We start from the raw sequence: 21,707 nt of genomic DNA, 5'->3' as shown, positions 1-21,707 counted from the left end.
AAATGCCCGTGATCAAGGAAAATTGCTTCAAGGGTAATTAAGAGTGGATCCTAATACCCATGATCAATAATAAAATTTAACTGAATTTTTCAAATGCATACATATTTTTCTTTGGAGGATCGCAAATGAAGATAGGGGTAGCAGGCACCGGTGCCGTTGGCGGATATTTTGGCGGGCTTTTGCAAAAGGCAGGTCATGAAGTTATATTATTAGCGCGTGGAACCTCACTTGAAAGAATGCAAGAAAAAGGGCTAGCCATTGAAAGTGAAGTAGAGAGATTTACTGTAGACGGAGTCTTTACCGAGCAATATGAGTCATTTTCAGACATTGACCTGTTGTTATTTTGTGTGAAATCAACAAGTACAATGGAGGTTGCAACAAAGTTCCTTCCGTTTTTAAAAGAATCCTCCCTAATTATGACGTTTCAAAACGGGGTAGATAATGAAGAAATTCTGGCTGACATTTTTGGGGAAAAGCGGATTTTATCCTGCGCTACCTACATTCAGGCGATTGTGACCGAGACGGGTGCTGTGAAACAAATTGGCGTTCCGCCTAGGCTTTTGATAGGCGCCTTGGATAATAGCTTATCTGAAGAGGTTAACGAAATTGCAGCGCAATTTAATGCGGCAAACATTGATACATTTACTACTAGTAATGTTTTGGAAATCAAATGGAAAAAATTACTTTGGAATGTCACCTTCAATCCAATAACAGCCTTAATTGAGTCAAAAGTGGGGGCTGTCTATGAAAATGAAGGCTTGTATTCTACTGCCGAAAAAATATGTAAAGAAGGAATTGCAGTTGCTAGAGCATTAGGTTTTGCTATCGATGAAAATTTTTACGAAACCATTTTTGCACAAGGGAACCTGGCAAGAAATCACCATACCTCGATGCTGCAGGATAAGCTTAAAGGAAAAACACTTGAGCTGGAATCCATCGCAGGCTATATCGTAAAAAAAGGCAAGGAACTAAAGGTAGCAACACCTGTCCTTGAAACAATCTATCATCTATTAAACTACCAGACAAAAATAGTATAAAATCAAATCCATTTAGAGAGGTGAATGGTTTGGATACAGAGTACGATCGTCCCTGGATGGATTATTACCCCGAGACGACTAATCTTTCCTTTCAAATCCCAGAAGTTAGTTTGTATTCATTTTTAGAGGATACGACAAGGAAATATGGTGATAATACTGCGCTCATATTTGAAGATGAATCCTTGAACTACTTGCAGTTGAAGGATCAGGTCGACCGGCTTGCCGCCGCATGGCAAGACTTAGGTGCTAAAAAAGGGGATAGACTTGGTTTAATGGTATCTAACCATCCTTTTTATGTTATTTCCTATTACGCAGCATTGAAGCTGGGAATGATCGTGGTTCAGATTAATCCGCACTACACGCCAAGAGAACTTCTTGAAATTTTTCATGATGCTGAAATAACTTATTTGGTTATTGAACCGTCTGGAGTTGAAAAAGTATCACAACTCAAAGAATCTTATAGCTTTAACGCAATTTTTGTCACGGAAATTTCCGAAGAAAGTAAAGATTTTTACAGTATTCTCCAGTTAATTAACAGCTTTCCGCCAATGAATGAATCCTGTGCTATTGATGCCCAAAATGACATTGCCGTTATTCAATATACAGGTGGAACGACCGGTAAAAAGAAGGGCGCGATGCTTACTCATTTTAATTTGACAGCCAATGTCCTTCAAAGTAAAGCGCTTTACGGAGCCAGAATGTTTTTTGGCGAAGAAACAATCTTAACTGCCACTCCCCTCTATCATGTGTATGGGATGACCAGTGGAATGAACCTATCCATATACATTGGCGCAGCAAATGTATTGGTAAATAAATTTGAAATGGAAAAAGTACTATATCTCATTCAAACTTACAGGCCGACGTTCTTCCCAGGTGTCCCAAAAATGTACAATGCCTTTGTGAATTATCCAAATATTGAAAATTATGATTTAACGAGCTTTAAAACCTGTACCAGTGGTTCAGCTCCATTGCCAATCGAAATTTTAAAGAAGTTTGAAGAGTTAACAGGTGCATCGATAGGTGAAGGCTATGGGTTATCAGAAACATCGCCATCTACTCACAGAAATCCACCGGATGGGTTAATGAAGGTTGGAAGCATTGGAATTCCGCTGCCGAAAACAGATTGCCGAATTGTTAATGATTCTGGGGAAGATCTTCCGGAAAAAACGGTAGGAGAATTATTGATAAAAGGGCCGCAGGTGATGTTAGGATACTGGAATAAACCTGAAGAAACGAACCAGGCCTTGCGGGATGGATGGCTTTATACAGGTGACTTAGCCACGATGGATGAGGACGGATATTTTTATATTGTCGGCCGGAAAAAAGAAATGATTATTGTTGGCGGGTTTAATGTTTATCCGCAGGAGGTTGAAGGAGTGCTGTACGAACACCCTGATGTCCTCGAAGCGGCAGTAGTTGGGATACCTGACAGCCAAGCGGGAGAATTAGTGAAGGCCTTTATCGTGCAAAAGCAGGGCTGTGAAATCAATGTAGGGGATTTGCGGGAGCATTGCTATCAGCTCTTAACCCGATACAAAGTGCCTAAACAATTCGAAGTCATCGAAGCATTACCGCGGAATACGGTTGGAAAGGTATTAAAGCGGGTCCTGTTAGAAGAAGCAAAGAAAACAGTTTAAAGATTACATTAGATCAACTAGGAGTGAAATTCATGAACTTTGAATTAGACGAAGACATTCTGTTTATGAAAAAGAATATTAGAGATTTTATTCAAACCGAGGTTGAAGCTGTTGCGATGCAAATTGAAGAAGAAAACCATATTCCTGAACGAATCATTAATCTTTCAAAGGAAATGGGTCTGTTTGGTTTAAGTATACCTGAAGAGTACGGCGGCCTTGGGATTGGCATGGTAGGTAAATGTGCTTTATATGAGGAGATCGGGCAAACGCATAATGGGTATACCACCCTGATTGGAGCACATACAGGAATTGGGACTGTGGGCATTGTTGAAATGGGAAATGAGCTGCAAAAGGAAAAATATCTTCCTGATATGGCAAGCGGCGAAAAACTAGGAGCATTTGCTTTAACAGAGCCGGCTGCCGGATCAAATGCAGCTAATTTAAAAACAACAGCGGTAAGACGCGGAGATAAATACATTTTAAACGGTTTGAAGCATTACATTACAAATGCCACAGAGGCAAGTGTTTTTACAGTGATGGCCGTTACAGATCCTGATCAAGGTGCCAAGGGGATTACCTCTTTTATTGTCGAAAAGGATTTTCCGGGGTTTCAGGTCGGAGCCATCGAAAAAAAGATGGGCTTAAGAGGATCGCACTCTGCAGAATTAATTTTTGAAGATTGTGAGGTTCCAGTTGAAAATGTACTGGGAGCTGAAGGACAAGGTTATGTGAATGCGTTAAAGATATTAGCAAATGGCCGTGCTGGATTAGCTTCACGAAATCTAGGATCCTGTCAAAAACTATTAGATATGTCAACAAGATATGCCAAAGAACGGATCCAATTTGGCAAGCCCATTATTAAAAATCAGGCAGTCAGCCATATGCTGGCAGAGATGGCGGTTGAAATTGAAGCACTCCGTTCCTTTACCTACCGTGTTGCTTGGATGGTTGATCAAGGGATGAAAGTGATCAAGGAAGCTGCCATGCTGAAGCTTTATGGCTCAGAGGTATATAACCGCGTGGCAGATAAAGCTGTGCAAATCCATGGGGGACTGGGCTATATTGCCGATTATCCAGTAGAACGCTATTATCGCGATGCCAGGATTACGAGAATTTATGAGGGCACCTCTGAAATCCAGAAAAATATCATTGCCGCACAATTAGAAAAAGAGTACAGCTAATTCTATTAAACTAGGGGGATTTGAAAGTGAACGAGATTGTCATTTTGAGTGCAGTTCGAACACCCGTTGGAAGGTATGGCGGTGCATTAAAAAGTCTTAATTCCGGGCAGCTCGCTTCAATTGCTATCGATGAGGCAATTAAAAGGGCTGGCATTTCTGCCGAGCAAGTCGATGAAGTAATTTTAGGAGAGGTAAGACAGTCTACCGAGTCTTCGAATGTGGCCAGAGTAGCCGCATTAAGGGCAGGGGTACCAGAAACTGCTCCAGCATTTACCATTAACCGCTTATGTGCTTCCGGCATGCAGGCAATTTGCTCAGGTGCACAGCAAATTGCCTTCGGGCAGGCAGAAATCGTGGTTGCGGGCGGTACAGAAAGCTTGAGCAATGCCCCTATTTATCTAAGAAACTCTCGTTTTGGCGGAGATAATACAAAGTTGGTTGATTCGAACACTGAAGCGGGTCAACAGCCCGCTGAAATCTATGGCAATGATCTTGGCATGGGCATAACCGCAGAAAATGTTGCTGAGCGATTTTCGATTTCCCGAGAGGACCAGGATGCCTTTGCGCTGCAAAGTCAATTAAGGGCTTCTGCTGCCATCAATAATAATCATTTCCAGAATGAAATCGTTCCGGTTGAGATTAAAAGCAGAAAAAGCTCATTTGTCTTTACAGTTGATGAACATCCAAGACCGGAAACGTCTTTGGCAGCACTTAGTAAACTTCGCCCTGCCTTTAAAGAAAATGGCACTGTTACAGCTGGAAATGCCTGTGGCAGAAATGATGGGGCAGCCGCATTAGTACTGACGTCAGCAAGTCATGCTGAAAAATTGGGGGTAAAGCCGCTTGCCAAAATCGTGGATTGGGCCTCTGTAGGGGTTTCTCCTGAAATCATGGGAATTGGACCAGTACCTGCGGTTAAAAAGCTTTTGGAGCGCACAGGATTAACTCTTGAGGATATTGATTTAATTGAGCTGAACGAAGCTTTCGCCTCGCAAGCCCTTGCGGTTATTCGTGAATTAAATATAGATATGGATAAGGTAAATGTTAATGGCGGCGCTATTGCCCTTGGGCATCCACTTGGGGCTACAGGAGCAAAAATCATCACCACCCTAATTCACGAACTAATACGCCGTGAAAAGAAGAAGGGAATAGCTACTCTATGTGTCGGCGGAGGCCAGGGAATGGCATTGATGGTCGAGGTAATGTAGAAAGGAACATGGGAGTGAACAGACCAAAGACATCATCCACATTTTTTGATTATATGGGGTTTAAAAGCACGATCGCTGATAAGTTTGAATTAGATTTACCCGTGCAGCCGCATATGCTCCAGGACGATGGTACGATTCATCCTGGTGTTTTTTCAACGATGCTCGATATTTCTATGGGTGCCACCATCTCCATAGAAACCAATTCCTTTGCTACTACAATTAATTTAAACCTATCATTTTTCGATCCAACGCCAAAAAATAACTATCAGGCTGAAACGAAAATATTGAAGCATGAGGGTAGATATGTAACGGCTGAGGGGACAATCTTCACTGAAGACGGGGTTCTAATTGCTAAGGGAATTGGTACTTTCAAGGCAACTCCGATTAAACAGGAGTAAGGAAGGGAGGGGGAGGAAGATGCAGATGGTGGAAAAAGAAATTTATAAAATTATTGAAAAGAACCCATTTTTTAAGCATATTGGGTTTGAGCTTGTAAGCGGAAACGAAGATGAAATTTTACTCAAGCTGGCCGTAAAAAAAGACTTGTTAAACACGAATAATTCTCTGCATGGCGGTGTCCATGCCTCTATGCTTGACATGGTTCAATCCATTCATCTGCGTACAATTTATCAAACATCGATATCAGCAGTGAATTTGGATGTGCATTATTTTGCTCCCATAAACACTGGCGATCTCTTTGCCAGGGCAAAAATACTTCAGCAGGGTTTTAAATTAGCTACGATTGAATCGGAAATAATCGATGAAAATGAACAGCTAATCGCAAAAGGAACAGGTGTCTATAAGATATTTCGACAGTCGTAATAAATTTTTTTAAAAAAAAATACTAGATTAATATAAGAATTTCTGTATTTATTCATGAAAAACAGCGTCAATTCGTTAATTAAATATGTTTCTACTATATTAATGAGAAATTTGTCGAAAAGCAGTGTGTTGAATATTCTAAAAATTATGGATATATTAAATTTAACAACATACCAACTAGTTAGTATGTTAAAAGGAGTGTTAATGATGAATTTCACTTATTCTGAAAAAGTGCAACAGTTACAAAAAAAGCTTAATGACTTCATGGAAGAATATATTTATCCAAATGAAAAGGTATATCATGAGCAAATTGATAAAAATGCTCCATTTTCCAAGGTTCCTCCTATCATGGAAGAGTTGAAGGAAAAAGCAAAACAGCATGGATTATGGAACTTGTTCTTACCAGAAAGTGAATATGGTGCCGGATTAACGAATTTGGAATACGCTCCGCTTTGTGAAATTATGGGCCGATCCAGCATTGCCCCTGAAGTATTTAACTGTGCAGCACCAGACACAGGAAATATGGAGGTCCTAGTTCGATATGGAAAGGAAGAGCATAAAGAACAATGGCTTAAACCGTTATTAAACGGCGAGATTCGTTCCTGTTTCTCGATGACAGAACCAGATGTAGCTTCCTCTGATGCGACCAACATCCAGGCTAGCATTATCCGCGATGGCGATGAATATGTCATCAATGGAACGAAATGGTGGTCATCAGGTGCTGGAGACCCACGTTGTAAAATAGCGATTGTCATGGGTAAAAACGATCCATCCGCGCCAACCCATGAACAACAATCTATGATTCTAGTACCACTAGACACTCCGGGAGTAACGATTAAACGGATCTTGCCAGTTTTCGGTTATGACCATGCACCGCACGGACATGCTGAAATAGAATATAAAAATGTTCGAGTGCCTGCTTCCAATATGCTCTGGGATGAAGGAAAAGGCTTCGCCATTGCACAAGGTCGACTAGGCCCAGGAAGAATTCATCACTGCATGAGAACGATCGGCGCTGCTGAACGTGCACTTGAAGAGCTTTGTAAGCGCGTTCAATCAAGGACAGCTTTTGGTAAAAAGCTTTCCGAGCAAGGTGTCATTCAGGAATGGATTGCCGAGGCAAGAATTGATATTGAGCAGGCTAGATTACTGACACTTAAAGCGGCATACATGATGGATACGGTAGGGAATAAAGAAGCGAAAGCAGAAATTGCCATGATTAAAGTAGTGGCTCCAAATATGGCATTAAAGATAATCGATCGTGCCATTCAGGCATTTGGTGCAGCCGGTGTCAGTGAGGATACACCACTGGCTGCCAGCTGGGCGAGTATCCGAACTCTAAGATTAGCGGATGGTCCCGATGAGGTTCACAAGCGAGCGATTGCAAGATACGAATTGAAAAAATACCGATAATGGTTTTATAGGAGGAAGTACCATGCATGTTCAAAAGTTGTTTGATTTAACCGGAAAGGTAGCAATAGTAACTGGAGGCGGCAGAGGTCTTGGCCAGCAGATCGCTGAGGGATTTGCGGAAGCGGGAGCAAATGTTGTTGTTTGTTCAAGAAAGCTTGAGGCCTGTGAAGAAGTAGCTGAAGGGCTTAGAAAGCTGGGGGTTGAAAGCTTTGCTTTAAAATGTGATGTTTCCAATCCTGAAGATGTAAAAAACGTCGTAGAACGAACAGTGGAGAGGTTCGGACGAATTGACATTCTCGTCAATAATAGTGGAGCTTCCTGGGGAGCGCCAGTAGAAGAAATGCCGCTTGAAGCCTGGCAAAAGGTTATGAATGTTAACGTAACCGGAACCTTCTTAATGTCCCAGGCAGCGGGAAAGGTCATGATCGAGCAAAAAGCTGGAAAAATCATTAACATTGCTTCCGTTGCTGGTTTACAAGGAAGCAATCCAAAATATATGAATGCCATTGGCTATAACTCTAGTAAAGGTGCAGTCATAACCTTTACAAAGGATCTAGCAGTTAAATGGGGGCCACATGGTATCTATGTTAATGCCATTGCACCGGGCTTCTTCCCGACGAAAATGTCTAAAGGGCTGCTTGACGAAGGCGGTGAGGCCATCCTTGAAGGTACCCCATTAAGAAAGTTTGGCTCTGAAACTGATTTAAAAGGAGTTGCGCTATTTTTAGCCGCACCAGCATCAAATTTTGTTACTGGTGATATCGTGGTGGTAGACGGCGGCGCTCATGCTATGTAAGTGACAATCGGAAAAATTTGATTAAGGGAGTCGATATATTTGAAAAGAGATGCTGTCATCGTTTCAGCCGTTCGAACAGCGATCGGCAGGCAGGGTGGTGCCCTAGCAGGGGTTCCTGTTCATGTTTTAGGTGCTGAAGTGATTAAAGAAGCTGTAAAAAGAGCGAAAATTAAGCCTGAAATGATTGACGATGTTATTTTTGGCAATGTGCTCTCGGGCGGAGGAAATATTGCTAGATTATCAGTCATCCAAACAGGATTATCGATCGATATCCCAGGGGTAACCGTTGACCGTCAATGCGGATCTGGCATTAATGCTATTAATCTGGCAGCCCAGGCGATTAAAGCAGGTGATGGAGATATCTTTGTGGCTGGCGGAACTGAGAGCATGAGCCGTGCCCCATATTTGATGGCCCGTCCGGAAAAACCATATCATGCTGAACCGCCAAGCTTTATTAAATTACAGGTATCAACTGAAGAAGCCGGCAATCCGCCAATGGGAATAACCGCAGAAAATCTGGCAGAAAAATACCAGATTTCCAGAGAAGAGCAAGATGAATTTTCGTTTCAAAGTCAACATCGGATGGCAACAGCCATGAAAGAGGGACGTTTTGACGAACAAATTGTACCGATCACAATCCCGGTTAAAAAGGGAGAGCCAATAATCTTTAATACTGATGAACACCCAAGACCGCAAACGACAATTGAAGGATTGGCCAAACTGCACCCCGCGTTTTTAAAAGGCGGCACAGTTACAGCTGGAAGCAGTTCAGGATTAAATGATGCCGCATCCGCTCTTGTCATCATGTCGAGAGAAAAAGCGGTAGAATTAAATCTCACTCCGTTAGCTGTTATTCGCCAATATGCTGTTGCGGGAGTGGATCCGAATATCATGGGAATTGGACCTGTTCCGGCAGTAAGAAAAGTACTGGAAAAATCAGGTCTTTCGCTAGAACAAATAGATCTTATTGAAATTAATGAAGCATTCGCCGCTCAAGTGTTAGCTTGTAATCGAGAACTTGAAATGGACCTCGCAAAAGTAAATGTTAACGGTGGAGCCATTGCCCATGGACATCCGTTAGGAGCAACCGGTGCCATCCTGGCAACAAAAGCTGTATACGAATTACATCGCTCCGAAGGAAGGTACGCCTTGATTACTGCTTGTATTGGCGGCGGTCAAGGAATCGCTACTATCATTGAACGCGAATAATATCAAAACTGAGCATAAGACCAATAGGAAAAGGAGGGAGTTTGTTGCCTCCCTTTCCCTCCAACTAGATTAATAGTCGAAAGGAAACATCCTATGAAGCGAAAAATAATGGAAACTGGGATCCATCTATTTCACCAAAATGGTTTTAAATCCACTTCTGTGCAGGATATTGTGCAAGAAATGGGTGTTACGAAGGGAACCTTTTACTATTACTTTAGCAGTAAAGAAGAATTATTGAAGGATATTCACTTATCGTATATTGAGGAGATCGTAAATCAGCAGGAAGTCATTTTAAAAAACACTTCCTATGATTTTACGAAAAAACTTTATGAGATTGTCTTTATGCTCATAAACAACATCCAATCTAAAGGCCCTAGTGCCCGGATTTTTACAAGGGAACATAGGCATTTAAATGAAAAACATGTTCAAGAGATAAAAGAAAAACGAGCTGCATTCCGAAGAAATACGCAGAAATTGGTCGAAGAAGGAATTAATCAAGGCGTAATAAAGAAGGAGTTCCGAGCCGATATCCTAACGTTAGGAATTCTTGGAATGACGAATTGGAGCTATTATTGGTTCAATCCTCACGGCGAAGTCCCAGTTGAAAAAGTGGTTGAGATTTTTCTAGATATGGTCCTTAACGGAATCTCAAATCCGGAGAAAGTGTCAAACTCCATTTAACATTCTAATGAAAAGGAGAGCTGCATCATGTTAACTCTTCATCACAAATATTGGCCAAAACTTGCAAAATCGTTGAAGGTACCTTCAACTTCACTTTATGACAACCTTCAAGTAAGTGCACGTCGTTATCCAGATCAAGATGCCATTTATTATTACGGAAACAAACTTACATATCAGGACCTAGATGCTGAAGTCAATGCCTTGGCAGGGTATTTAGAGCACAAGTTAGGAGTCCGTTCTGGTGACAAGGTTTTGCTGTTCATGCAAAATTCGCCGCAATTCATCATTGGCTATTATGCAATAATAAGGGCGAATGCCGTGGTTGTGCCGATCAATCCGATGCTAGTTGCCAATGAATTGGAATTTTATATCCGGGATTGTGGAATTAAAACGGCAATACTTGGACAAGAACTATACGATCGTGTCCAGCCGCTTTTAGGCAGAACTTCCCTTGAGAATTTGTTAATTGCTGCTTATTCCGATTATAAAGGGGAAGATTTCCAAGGAGTATTGCCGACTGAGGTTGAACTGCCAAGAGCAACCTTCACTGAAGCCAACCATTATCATTGGTGTGATGCCATTCAGGCAAATTTGACTCCATCTGATCATACATCGAAGGGTGATGACCTGGCCGTTCTTCCTTATACATCCGGTACAACCGGGCTGCCAAAGGGATGTATGCATACGAACAAGACAGTACAGGCGAACACGGTTGGCTGTTATCATTGGTCACAGTCAACACCAAATGCGCTTCACCTCATGACGCTTCCTCTTTTCCATGTTACAGGAATGGTGCATAGCATGCATATGCCAATATACAGCGGCAGCACCATTGTGGTCATGACCAGATGGGACCGGGATACTGCTGTCGACTTAATTAAAAATTTAGGATGTACCCATTGGGTTACAATTGCGACAATGATTGTCGATTTCTTAGCGAATCCTAAATTAACAGCGGAGGATATTTCAACATTAACCTCTATTTCTGGAGGGGGCGCTGCACTGCCAGAAGCAGTTGGTGAAAAATTATATAAACTATCGGGATTACGATTTGTGGAAGGATATGGGCTTTCCGAAACGATTGCCCAAACCCATTTCAATCCGGCAGAACGTCCTAAAATGCAATGCCTTGGGATTCCATCCTTTGATGTGGATGCTAAAATCATCGATCCTGCAACGGGAAAAGAACTAGGTGTCGGTGAAGTTGGAGAAATCATCGTCAATGGTCCTCAGGTAATGGTAGGTTACTATAACCGTGATGATGAAAATAGAAGTTCATTTATTGATTTAAACGGGAAGAAGTTTTTCAGAACAGGTGATATTGGCCGGTATGATGAAGAAGGTTATTTCTTCATTGTCGATCGTGTGAAACGGATGATCAATGCATCTGGATTTAAGGTTTGGCCGACAGAAGTGGAATCTTATCTTTATAAACACCCAGCAATCCAGCAAGCCTGTGTAGTAGGCGTACCTGATCCAAGAAGAGGAGAAACCGTCAAAGCATTTGTCATTTTAAATGAAGGCTATGAAGGGAAAGTGAATGAGGAAGAAATCATCGAGTGGTCAAAAGAAAATATGGCTGCTTATAAATACCCAAGATATATTGAATTCAGAAAGCAGTTCCCTATGACATCCAGCGGAAAGATTTTATGGCGTACGCTGCAAGATGAGGAAAAAGCAAAAGCGGAAAATACAGTTCAATAAGAGTGAATATCAAACGGTGAGCTTCAAATGGAGGGCTCACCGGATGGAATATTTTGTGGACAAGCAGTGTTTTAACAAAAAAGGAGGAGAGCAATGGAGATTTTAATACAGCAGTTATTTAATGGTCTGACCATTGGAAGCGTATATGCTCTGGTAGCGTTAGGATTAACGTTAGTTTATGGTATTCTGCACATTCCAAATTTCGCTCACGGAGCATTATACATGATGGGCGGGTACGTAACATTAACCATGATGACCAAATTTGGACTTCATTACTGGATTGCAATATTCGTCTCAATAATTGTAGTTGGTCTAATCGGAGTTTTAATGGAACGGTTAGTTTTTCACCCGCTTAGAGAGGCACCGCCAATCCATGATAAGATTGCTGCCATTGGTATTCTCTTATTCTTGGAGGCATTCGCTCAAAAATTTTGGGGTGCTGATTACCAGTCAATGCCAACCCCATATGAAAGTGTTGTACAAATCTTTGGTTTAACGATTACTATGCAAAGGCTGTTAATTGTTATCGCTGCAATTGTCGTTATGGTGTTGTTATATCTATTCCTTAAAAAGACCTATACTGGTGCAACGATTATTGCCATGTCGCAAAATCGTGAAGGGGCAAACTTAGTTGGGGTAAATACGAATAAGGTTGCCATGTTAACTTTTATGATTTCAGGGGCTCTTGCTGCGATTGCTTCGTCATTATCGGCACCTATTAATCTAGTATTCCCAGGAATGGGACAACTCGTCATTTTAAAAGCATTTGTAATCATTATCCTTGGCGGAATGGGAAGTATCCCAGGCGCGATTGTAGGAGGCTATATTTTAGGATTTAGTGAAAGTTTAGGTGCAACCTATATTTCAAATGACTATAAGGACATCATTGCCTTTATCCTCCTCGTAATTATCTTAACAGTTAAACCGACAGGACTGTTTTCAAAGGGGGGCCATTAATGTCAACGATCTTAAATCGAAAAATTGTTTTTCCTGTATTAATTTTACTTGCCGTTTTCTTTCCTTTTATGACTCAAAATAATACGTATATTATTCACGTCATGACCTTGTCCTTCATCTGGATGATTGGGGTTTATGGTCTCAATTTACTAGCTGGTTATACGGGATACCTTTCCTTGGCACATGCCGGATTCTTTGCAATCGGTGCGTATTCACTTGGAATTTTAACAGTTAAAGCACAAATGAATTTTTGGCTGGCCTTTTTGTTAGCCCTTGTTATTACAAGTGTCTTAGGTCTTATCGTCGGCGTAATTGCCTTACGGACAAAAGAGCATTTCTTCGCCATTTATACATTGTGCTTAGGTTATATTCTTTATCTGGTGATTGATAAATGGGAAAGCCTGACAGAAGGCGTCCGCGGATTAATTGGGATTCCGGCCCCAGCCAATATTGGTCCAATCAAATTTGATAACGAACTATCAAATTATTATCTTGTTTTAGTGTTCTTACTTCTGGTCGTTCTAGTTATGTATCGAATTATTCACTCTTTATCAGGAAGAACCTATATTGCGATTCGTAATAGTGAGGATCTTGCGCAAACCATCGGAATTTCAACGATGAAAAACAAATTAACCGTATTTGTTCTTTCTACGTTCTTTGCTGGTCTCTCTGGTGCTTTGTATGCTTCATTTGTACGCTTTATTGGACCTGATATTGGTGCTATTAATATCACATTTGACTTATTAACTTATTTACTAGTAGGAGGGATTGGAACATTAAGCGGTCCTATTGTTGGTACTCTCCTTATAGTTTGGCTATCCCAATTTTTGCAAGATTTACAGGATCAACGGATGCTCATTTTTGGACCAGTTTTAACTTTATTGGTTATTTTTTACCCTCGTGGTATCGTTGGAGGGGTTTCTAGTCTTTTCCAAATGATCAGATCGAAAGGCAGTCAGAAATCAACAATAGCCCCTAAAGCTCGAACTGCCAAAGAAATGGTTATTGAAAAAAATACAATCTCAGATAAACAAGTGAAGGAGGGATAGGCGTGATCTTTTTAGAAACAAAAAATCTGACGAAGAGGTTCGGTGGTAATACAGCCGTCAATAATGTCGACTTCACGATTGAACAAGGAAAAATTAATGCGATTATCGGACCTAATGGTGCTGGGAAATCTACATTTTTTAACTTGATCAGCGGATTCCATCAGCCGACTTCAGGGCAGGTTATTTTTAAAGGAGTAGATATTACTAAGTTGCCCTCCAATAAAATAGCGGAACTTGGAGTCGCGCGTACCTTTCAAACAACTAATCTTTTTGAACAATCGACTGTTTTAGATAATGTAATCGTCGGACATCGATTAAGAACGAAATCAACGTTAGTTGATGCCATATTAAGAACACCTCGTCTAAAGAGGGAAGAGGCACAATGCCGTGACAAGGCAATGGAAGTGTTAGAATTCGTTGGTTTGAAAAACATCGCTGGTAACATTGTTGGCAGCTTAACTCAAGAAGAAAAGAAGCGGACGGCATTTGCGCTAGCGCTAGCGACCGATCCGGAAATTGTTTTTCTTGATGAACCAGCTGCTGGTGTAAACCCTGATGAAACTGAGGGCTTAGCGGAATTAATGCAAAAGATGGTGTCAAAAGGGATTACGGTTTGCTTAATCGAGCACAAAATGCAAATGATTATGAGAATAGCTGACAAAATTATGGTCTTGAACTATGGTGAAAAAATTGCCGAGGGCAGGCCAGAAGAAATCCGTAATAACGAAACGGTTATTAAAGCTTATTTGGGAGGGAGCGCCATTGCTTAAACTTAATAATGTCTCTGTCAAATATGGAAGCTTTACAGCCGTCCATGACATTAATATTGAAGTAAATGCTGGGGAAATCGTTGTCCTACTAGGCGCAAACGGGGCTGGAAAGAGTACAACATTCAGGACTATAAGCGGATTAAGCAAGCCGGCAGTCGGCGAAGTTCTCTTTGAAGGGGAAAAAATCAATAGGAAGTCAGCTGATCAAATTGTCCAATTAGGAATTGGCCAATGCCCTGAAGGACGTAAACTGTTCCCTGCGATGTCTGTTGAAGAGAATCTTAATATGGGTGCCTATGTACATCGTCGGAACAAAGCGCAAATCAAGCAATCACTTGAATATGTATATGAATTATTCCCAATTTTAAAGGATAAGCGCCATGACGCGGCGGGTTCTCTGAGCGGCGGACAGCAGCAAATGGTTGCTATCGGACGAGCATTGATGTCAAAACCAAAGTTAATGCTCCTGGATGAACCATCCATTGGCCTTGCTCCATTAATCGTTGAGCAAATGTTTGAAGTCATTCAGAAAATTAATAAAGAAGGAACTACAATCCTGTTAGCTGAACAAAATGCCAACGCTGCATTAAAAATTGCTGACAAAGGCTATGTTTTTGAAAATGGCTCCATTGTTCTTCAAGGCACATCGGCCGAATTGTTCGCTAATGATGAGGTACGAAAAGCTTATATTGGTGCCTAATTCTAACATTGCCTTTAAGGGGGTGATGAAGGGAATATTCATCACTAGCAATATCTGAAGATTAGAAAAATTACTAGGGGGAAAACTAATGAAAAGAATGAAGTCTTTATTAATGATGTGTTTTATCTTCGTAATGATTTTCAGTTTGGCTGCATGTAATAGTACAAGCGATAAAACGTCAAGCAAGCCAGCATCAAATGGCGGCGGAAGCAAGTCAGGAGACGTTGGAACAGTTAACATCGGTTATACGGGCCCACTAAGCGGACCTGCAGCATTTTACGGTAAGCGTACCCTAAACGGTATTTCGATGGCAGCTGAGGAAATTAACAGCGCTGGCGGATTTGAAGTTGGCGGTAAAAAGTACAAATTAAATATCGTTTCCTTAGACGATAAATACTTACCAAATGAGGCAGGAGCCAATGCAAAAAGGCTGATGCAGGAAAATAAAACTCCAATTATTTTTACTCCGCACAGCGGCGGCGTATTCGCATTACAAGTATTCAACCAACAAGATAAATTCATTATTGGAGCTTACACAAGTGAACCGAAAGTTTCTGATGTTGGCAACAAACTAACTGTCCGAATTCCTCCTCGTTATGATGGCTATCTAAAGCCATTTACTGATTATGCAATGGATAAGTTCGGAAAGAAAATTGCTTTCCTTCCAACTGCATCTCAATATGGCAAGGACTGGTCTGCAAAGCTTAAACCATATTGGGAAAAACAAGGTGGAAAAGTGGTTTACAATTCTTCCATTGACTTTGCAAAAGAAACTGATTTCTTTACGATCGTTACAAATGCTCTTAAAGAAAAGCCGGATGTATTATTTATCGGTGGTGCATCTGAACCAACAGCAAAAGTGGCAAAACAAGCAAGAGAGCTTGGATTTAAGGGTGGTTTCATCGTTATGGACCAGGCTAAATTAGATGAAATGAAAAAGATTACTGGCGGATATGATGCTCTTAACGGAGCAATTGGTGTAATGCCATTAGTTGATTCTGATGAGGCTGCTGTCCCTGAATATGTTAAGAATTATAAAGCTAAATATAATGAAGATCCAGGCTCTGAAGCAGGCTTAAATTACATTGGTATGTATGCATTCGTTGAAGCTATGAAGGCTGCGGGTTCCGTTGACGATGTTGAAAAAATCCGTGCCAATATGCAAAAGGGTCTTGATAACATGCCAGATAAAGCAAAGGTTTACAATATTCCTAAAATTGGCGAGGATGGCGGTTTCGAATCAGAGTTAGTAGTTGCTGCTGTTGAAAACGGTAAAATCGTTCCAATTAAAGTGAAATAATTTCAAAAAATAAAAGAGTAATAGCCAATTTAAAAAAGCTTTTCCCCCTTGTAGAAATTACGATAATGCTTCATCCGTGATTGTACACAAGGGGGATTTATTATTTTTTGAAAAAAATAATTAATTTTCATATTTTGTAAGAAGTTAATCATATTATTTGATTGCAAGTAATATAGTTTTGATAGCAGATGGGTCAAACCTCCTGCTAATTGTGATGGTTGAATAATATTTTTAGAAAGGAGGGACAATGGATGGTTAAAATCGTCCCCCTTGAATTAGAAACCCACTTTGCTGAAGGTACAGTGAATGCCTTTTTGGCGATTGGAGAAACCGTTACGTTAATCGATACAGGAAATCCCGGCAAAGAATCTTTTCAGAAGCTTAAATCAAAATTACATAATTATGGAGTTACTTTAAAAGATATTGATCAAATTGTGCTTACCCATATTCATATAGACCACGCAGGAGCTATACCACTTATACAAGAAGAAATAGAAATACCCATTTTTGTCCATGAGCAGGCGAAGGGTTCGATTAATGCTGGTATAAACGAGTTTGAGAGAGTCCAGCAGTTTTTTAATTATTTTTTAGAAAGCTGTGGGGCAGATCCCTTCGAGCACATCATTCAACGTCGCTTCAGAGAGGAAAAGTGGCGAAATGTTTCCTTCCTAAATGAAGGGGATGAAATTCATTTGGGTGGACAAAGGTTTGAAATATTACATGTTCCCGGTCATAGCCAATGTGACATTTTACTCTGGAATCCTGAAACCGGGGATGCACTTGCCGGTGACCATCTTTTAAAGGCTTTTTCAGTAAACGCCTTTATCGAACCGCCAAATCCGGGGGAGAATGTGAGGCCAAAGCCGCTCCTTCAGTACCGTCACTCTCTCGAAAAAGTAAGCGGGCTGCCACTCACGATGATTTATCCAGGTCACGGAGAGGCATTTTCTGAACATTTATCGGTAATTAAAACAAGATTGCTAGAACAGGAGAAGCGTTGTGACCAGATAGTACAAATTCTTCGCAGCGGTGAAAAAACAATATTTGAGATCTGTTCTGAAATGTATCCACGTTTAAAGGGCAGAACCGTGTTTTTAGGATTATCACAAATTCAAGGTCATTTAGATTTGCTTGAGGAAAGACAACTTGTGCGCTATGAACAAAAGGGTTCGATTGCCGTCTGCCACGCCATATAAGATGGGGAATTCTTTCATTTTTTAAATAGGAGAGGATTTAATGAAGTTAAAGGACCTGCTAGAGACCAATATCGCTGAGTTTGGGGAGTATCCGCTATTATTTTTCAAGGATAAGGCTTTTACAAATGTGGAAACGAAACAATTTGCTGACCAATTTGCCAACGGATTACAAACTCTTGGCATTGTTAAAGACGACCGGGTTATAGTCTGCATGCCCAATTGTCCCGAAGTCCTTTTTGCCTATCAGGGAATTACCAGGGCGGGTGCAATCATCGTTCCGGTTATGTTCACTCTTCATCCAAAAGAGCTTCATTACATTGCCTTAAATTCAGGGGCTAAAGCAGTTATAACTTCCTCCTATGTTCTTCAAAATGTTGAAAAAGCTTTAGACGGATTGCCGTCAAAACCTCAGTTAATTGTGGTTGATCAGCCATCAAATGACCAAGCGAAAAACTTTTATGATGTATTGGCGCAGGGTGAGGCGCGTGAGTTTGGTGAAGTGAACCCAGAAGATACAGCAGTTATTTTATATACATCTGGTACTACTGGTAATCCAAAAGGCGTTCTCTTAACCCATAAAAATCTCTTTTCCAATGCAGCGAATTCCGCTAAACATAATGATACAGAGCGAGGAACTACACTTGGGGTTCTGCCGCTTGCGCATGTCTATGGACTGACGGTTTCAAATGTATGCTTCTTGACGGGAAGCTCGATTGTGGTTTTCTCCAGCTTTGATGTTAAAGCGGTTTTTAGCGCGATTGAAAAATATGGTGTTAAAACTTTTTCTGCTGTTCCTGCGATGATTCACGCCTTAGTTTCCTATCCAGAAGCTGCCCGATATGACACTTCGAGCTTGGAGTCAGTAGGTTCAGGATCAGCACCGCTTCCTGTCGCTTTAATAAATGCATTTGAACAAAAGTTTGGAGCAAAGGTTTATGAAGGCTATGGGTTATCAGAAGCAGCACCAGTAGTCACTGCCCACAGAAAAGGCTATAAAATCAAACCAGGTTCGGTCGGCATTCCGATTCCGGGGGTAGAAGTGAAGATTGTGAATGAAATTGGTGAAGAGCTTCCATTAGGCGAAGTGGGCGAATTAATCGTTCGCGGTGATAATGTGACGCCAGGATACTACCAGAATCCGGAAGAATCACATCGAGTGTTAAAGGAATCATGGTTATATACCGGGGACATGGCCCGGATTGATGAGGACGGCTATGTATACATTGTCGACCGGAAAAAGGATTTAATTATACGTGGCGGCTTTAATGTTTACCCGCGTGATGTCGAAGAAATTCTCAATGCTCATGAACAAGTGTTTGAAGCTGCAGTTGTCGGAGTCCCGGATGAGCGAATGGGCGAAGAAATGGTCGCCTGCGTTGTCAGGAAACCGGGTAATGATGTGACGGAGGAGGAAGTAATCCGTTATTGCCAGGACCATCTCGCCAAAAACAAAACACCTAGAAGAGTCGTGTTTCTTGAATCCTTGCCTCGAAATGGGGTAGGGAAAATCTTGAAAACACATTTGCGTAAAGCGGCTGCGGATATTGTAATCAAACCCTAAAGATAAAAAGGAGGAAAAATTAAATGGAAAAAAGAACCATTTTAACTACAAGCAAACGAGGTTTACTTGAAGATTCTTTCCCTTATCGTCTTTATCAAAAAGCAAAGAGGTTGGGAACTTGGAATCCGGCCGATATCGATTTTAGCCAGGATCAACGAGATTGGAAAACCCTTAATGCTGAACAAAAACAGGATATCCTAAGGCTGATTTCGCAATTCCAGGCAGGGGAAGAGGCGGTAACGCTCGATCTTCTACCACTAATTATGGCAATTGCTAAAGAAGGCCGTCTAGAAGAAGAAATGTTTCTAACGACCTTTTTATTTGAGGAAGCCAAGCACACCGAATTTTTCCGTCTTGTGTTAAATGCTCTAGGCGAACGAGGGGATCTTTCCCATTTCCATACAGAAACATATCAAAAGATTTTCTATGAACTCCTCCCAACGACGATGGAACGCCTTGTAACCGACCAGTCTCCAGAAGCGATAGCTGAGGCATCTGTCGTTTACAACATGTTTGTTGAAGGCGTATTAGCAGAAACGGGATATTACTCGTTCTATGAGGCGTTAGAAAAGTCTAATATTATGCCAGGCCTGCTCGAAGGAGTAGGAAATTTAAAGAAGGATGAGTCAAGACATATCGGCTATGGCACCTTCCTTTTACAAAGATTGATTTGTGAACATCCACATCTCTTTGATTTTGTTGCAGACAAAATGGCAGAACTGACTCCGTTAGCTATTCGGTTAAATCAGGAAGGAATTGCAGGAAGGGATGTAAGCTCGTTCGGAGGAAATCCTGATGATGTCATGAATTTTACTCTAAAACAACTATCAGTCCGGATGGAAGTATTAGCAAGAGCGAAAGGTAAAAAAATCGAAGAGATTTATAGAGTAACAGACAGTGAGATAGGGGTTCTGTAATGAAAATATAACTAAGGAGGATTTACATGACTGTAAAGGTAGAGGTACCAACATTTCCCCACTTTATAAACGGAAAGTGGGAGCAAGCTCGCAGCCAGGAAATGTTTGATGTGTTCAACCCAGCAACGGGTGAGCTGGTAGCTAAGGTTGCAAAAGGTACGCCGGCTGACGTGGAACTTGCTGTGAAAGCAGCACGTGATGCCTTTGACCAGGGTGATTGGAAAAGTATGAAGCCAAAGGATCGGGCAAATGTTCTCTATGCTATTTCCTATCAAATCGCTGCGAACGCAGAAGAATTGGCGTACTTGGAAGCAATTAGTTCAGGTGGAACTGTACGCCGGATTGGCAGCAGCGATATTTTACAAATGGTTGATTTATTTCAAACACTGGCAAAATTTACGTTAGAATATCCTTTTTCTGAGACTCTGCCAGTTCCCCCATTCCCTGGTCCGGCCCATAACTTTATCTGGAGAGAGCCTATTGGCGTTTGTGCAGCCATCACCCCTTGGAATCTGCCAATGGTGATCGCGACATGGAAGATTGCTCCGGCACTGGCTATGGGGAACACCATTGTGATTAAGCCTGCAAGCTATACCCCGCTTTCTACTTTGAAACTAGCAGAAATTATCTCAGCCGTCGTGCCACCAGGCGTCATTAACGTTGTGGCAGGTCCTGGTGCAGAAGTAGGTGAGGCTCTTGTGACACATCCAAAGGTTGACAAGGTTGCCTTTACAGGATCAACCGAGGTTGGCAGAAGAATTATGGGACTTGCCGCAGGGACGATCAAAAATACTACCTTAGAGCTTGGAGGAAAATCGCCAAATATTATTTTAGAAGATGCCGACCTAAGTATCGCCCTCCCTGGAAGTTTGTTTGGCGTATTCCTTCATTCCGGTCAGTTATGTGAATCCGGTACCCGGTTATTTGTACCTGATAAGCTTTATGACCAGGTCGTAGAAGGACTTGTGGCCTTGGCTGGAAAAATAAAGCTCGGAAATCCGCTTGATCCTGCAACGGATGTTGGACCTGTCATTTCGAAAAAGCAAAAAGAAACCATTCTCTCTTACATTGAAGCTGGAAAGAAAGAAGGAGCAACAATAGTTTGCGGCGGTAAAGAAGTGAAGGTGTCAGGCTGTGAAGAAGGTCATTTTATCGAGCCAACGATTTTTACCAATGTAACTAACAATATGAAAATTGCTGAAGAAGAAATTTTCGGACCTGTACTATCTGTGATCCGTTATTCAGATTTAGATGAAGCGATTAAAATGGCAAATGATACGATTTATGGCTTAGCTGCCGGTGTTTGGACCCGTGACGTAAACAAGGCGTATGAGGTTGCAAGAAAGCTTCAAGCAGGAGTGGTTTGGATCAATGACTGGCATATGCTTCGAAGTGATGCTCCGTTCGGCGGATATAAACAAAGCGGCATCGGACGGGAAATGGGGCAGCATTCACTAGATGCCTATACACAAGTGAAGCATGTTCACACCTCCATGACCCCAGAGCTTGAAAGACGTAATTGGTACGGTATTTTATTCGGCCAAAACTAATGAAGAGGTGAGGATTTAA

General features: G+C 41.4%; 20 protein-coding genes. All 20 read left to right on the top strand.

Annotated elements, in window-relative coordinates; all coding sequences use genetic code 11:
• The first annotated feature begins 125 nt into the window (after window positions 1-125).
• The 20 genes from ACIFOT_RS15480 to ACIFOT_RS15385 all read left to right on the top strand — a co-directional run bounded on the left by ACIFOT_RS15480 (window position 126) and on the right by ACIFOT_RS15385 (window position 21,688).
• The gene (locus tag ACIFOT_RS15480) at window positions 126-1,037 is read left to right on the top strand and encodes a ketopantoate reductase family protein (RefSeq protein WP_430066020.1); all 912 of its coding nucleotides are present in this window, start codon (window positions 126-128) and stop codon (window positions 1,035-1,037) included.
• A gap of 29 nt (window positions 1,038-1,066) precedes the next feature.
• Window positions 1,067-2,674: a long-chain-fatty-acid--CoA ligase gene (locus tag ACIFOT_RS15475; protein WP_430066018.1), complete on the top strand. Its 1,608-nt coding sequence runs from the start codon at window positions 1,067-1,069 to the stop codon at window positions 2,672-2,674.
• A gap of 32 nt (window positions 2,675-2,706) precedes the next feature.
• A complete protein-coding gene (locus ACIFOT_RS15470; RefSeq protein WP_430066016.1) occupies window positions 2,707-3,855 on the top strand; it encodes an acyl-CoA dehydrogenase family protein in 1,149 nt (382 codons plus the stop codon).
• A 26-nt stretch (window positions 3,856-3,881) separates the two neighbouring features.
• Window positions 3,882-5,063 carry a thiolase family protein gene (locus tag ACIFOT_RS15465; RefSeq protein WP_430066015.1) on the top strand — a complete coding sequence of 394 codons (1,182 nt, stop codon included), beginning with the start codon at window positions 3,882-3,884 and terminating at the stop codon, window positions 5,061-5,063.
• Window positions 5,064-5,077: 14 nt separating this feature from the next.
• Entirely contained in the window at window positions 5,078-5,461 is a 384-nt protein-coding gene (locus ACIFOT_RS15460; RefSeq protein WP_430066013.1) for a PaaI family thioesterase, read from the top strand.
• A gap of 19 nt (window positions 5,462-5,480) precedes the next feature.
• Window positions 5,481-5,885, top strand: coding sequence for a PaaI family thioesterase (locus tag ACIFOT_RS15455; RefSeq protein ID WP_430066011.1), 405 nt, complete (start codon window positions 5,481-5,483; stop codon window positions 5,883-5,885).
• Between the two features lie 207 nt (window positions 5,886-6,092).
• Entirely contained in the window at window positions 6,093-7,298 is a 1,206-nt protein-coding gene (locus ACIFOT_RS15450) for an acyl-CoA dehydrogenase (protein WP_430066055.1), read from the top strand.
• 22 nt (window positions 7,299-7,320) lie between these two features.
• Window positions 7,321-8,094 carry an SDR family oxidoreductase gene (locus tag ACIFOT_RS15445; protein ID WP_430066009.1) on the top strand — a complete coding sequence of 258 codons (774 nt, stop codon included), beginning with the start codon at window positions 7,321-7,323 and terminating at the stop codon, window positions 8,092-8,094.
• Window positions 8,095-8,133: 39 nt separating this feature from the next.
• Complete coding sequence (locus ACIFOT_RS15440; RefSeq protein ID WP_430066007.1) at window positions 8,134-9,303, top strand: thiolase family protein; 1,170 nt, start codon at window positions 8,134-8,136, stop codon at window positions 9,301-9,303.
• Between the two features lie 93 nt (window positions 9,304-9,396).
• Window positions 9,397-9,984, top strand: a complete 588-nt coding sequence (locus ACIFOT_RS15435) for a TetR/AcrR family transcriptional regulator (protein WP_430066005.1) — start codon at window positions 9,397-9,399, stop codon at window positions 9,982-9,984.
• Between the two features lie 27 nt (window positions 9,985-10,011).
• The gene (locus ACIFOT_RS15430; protein ID WP_430066003.1) at window positions 10,012-11,688 is read left to right on the top strand and encodes a long-chain fatty acid--CoA ligase; all 1,677 of its coding nucleotides are present in this window, start codon (window positions 10,012-10,014) and stop codon (window positions 11,686-11,688) included.
• A gap of 93 nt (window positions 11,689-11,781) precedes the next feature.
• Window positions 11,782-12,645 (top strand): branched-chain amino acid ABC transporter permease, encoded by an 864-nt coding sequence (locus tag ACIFOT_RS15425; RefSeq protein ID WP_430066001.1) that lies wholly within the window; start codon window positions 11,782-11,784, stop codon window positions 12,643-12,645.
• Window positions 12,645-13,694 (top strand): branched-chain amino acid ABC transporter permease, encoded by a 1,050-nt coding sequence (locus tag ACIFOT_RS15420; protein ID WP_430065999.1) that lies wholly within the window; start codon window positions 12,645-12,647, stop codon window positions 13,692-13,694. Before ACIFOT_RS15425 ends, ACIFOT_RS15420 begins: the two co-directional genes overlap by 1 nt.
• A gap of 5 nt (window positions 13,695-13,699) precedes the next feature.
• Window positions 13,700-14,464: an ABC transporter ATP-binding protein gene (locus tag ACIFOT_RS15415; RefSeq protein WP_430066053.1), complete on the top strand. Its 765-nt coding sequence runs from the start codon at window positions 13,700-13,702 to the stop codon at window positions 14,462-14,464.
• Window positions 14,457-15,164 carry an ABC transporter ATP-binding protein gene (locus ACIFOT_RS15410; protein ID WP_430065997.1) on the top strand — a complete coding sequence of 236 codons (708 nt, stop codon included), beginning with the start codon at window positions 14,457-14,459 and terminating at the stop codon, window positions 15,162-15,164. The genes ACIFOT_RS15415 and ACIFOT_RS15410 overlap by 8 nt, the downstream gene beginning before the upstream one ends.
• A gap of 88 nt (window positions 15,165-15,252) precedes the next feature.
• Complete coding sequence (locus tag ACIFOT_RS15405) at window positions 15,253-16,464, top strand: ABC transporter substrate-binding protein (protein WP_430065996.1); 1,212 nt, start codon at window positions 15,253-15,255, stop codon at window positions 16,462-16,464.
• 251 nt (window positions 16,465-16,715) lie between these two features.
• Window positions 16,716-17,660, top strand: a complete 945-nt coding sequence (locus ACIFOT_RS15400; RefSeq protein ID WP_430065994.1) for an MBL fold metallo-hydrolase — start codon at window positions 16,716-16,718, stop codon at window positions 17,658-17,660.
• A 40-nt stretch (window positions 17,661-17,700) separates the two neighbouring features.
• On the top strand, window positions 17,701-19,221 hold the full coding sequence (locus ACIFOT_RS15395) for a long-chain-fatty-acid--CoA ligase (RefSeq protein ID WP_430065992.1): 1,521 nt from the start codon (window positions 17,701-17,703) through the stop codon (window positions 19,219-19,221).
• Window positions 19,222-19,244: 23 nt separating this feature from the next.
• The gene (locus tag ACIFOT_RS15390) at window positions 19,245-20,138 is read left to right on the top strand and encodes a R2-like ligand-binding oxidase (RefSeq protein ID WP_430065990.1); all 894 of its coding nucleotides are present in this window, start codon (window positions 19,245-19,247) and stop codon (window positions 20,136-20,138) included.
• 26 nt (window positions 20,139-20,164) lie between these two features.
• Complete coding sequence (locus ACIFOT_RS15385) at window positions 20,165-21,688, top strand: aldehyde dehydrogenase family protein (protein ID WP_430065988.1); 1,524 nt, start codon at window positions 20,165-20,167, stop codon at window positions 21,686-21,688.
• Window positions 21,689-21,707: the final 19 nt, after the last annotated feature.

The organism is Neobacillus sp. NRS-1170 (assembly GCF_050468025.1).
This window is presented reverse-complemented; position numbering and strand designations above follow the sequence as displayed.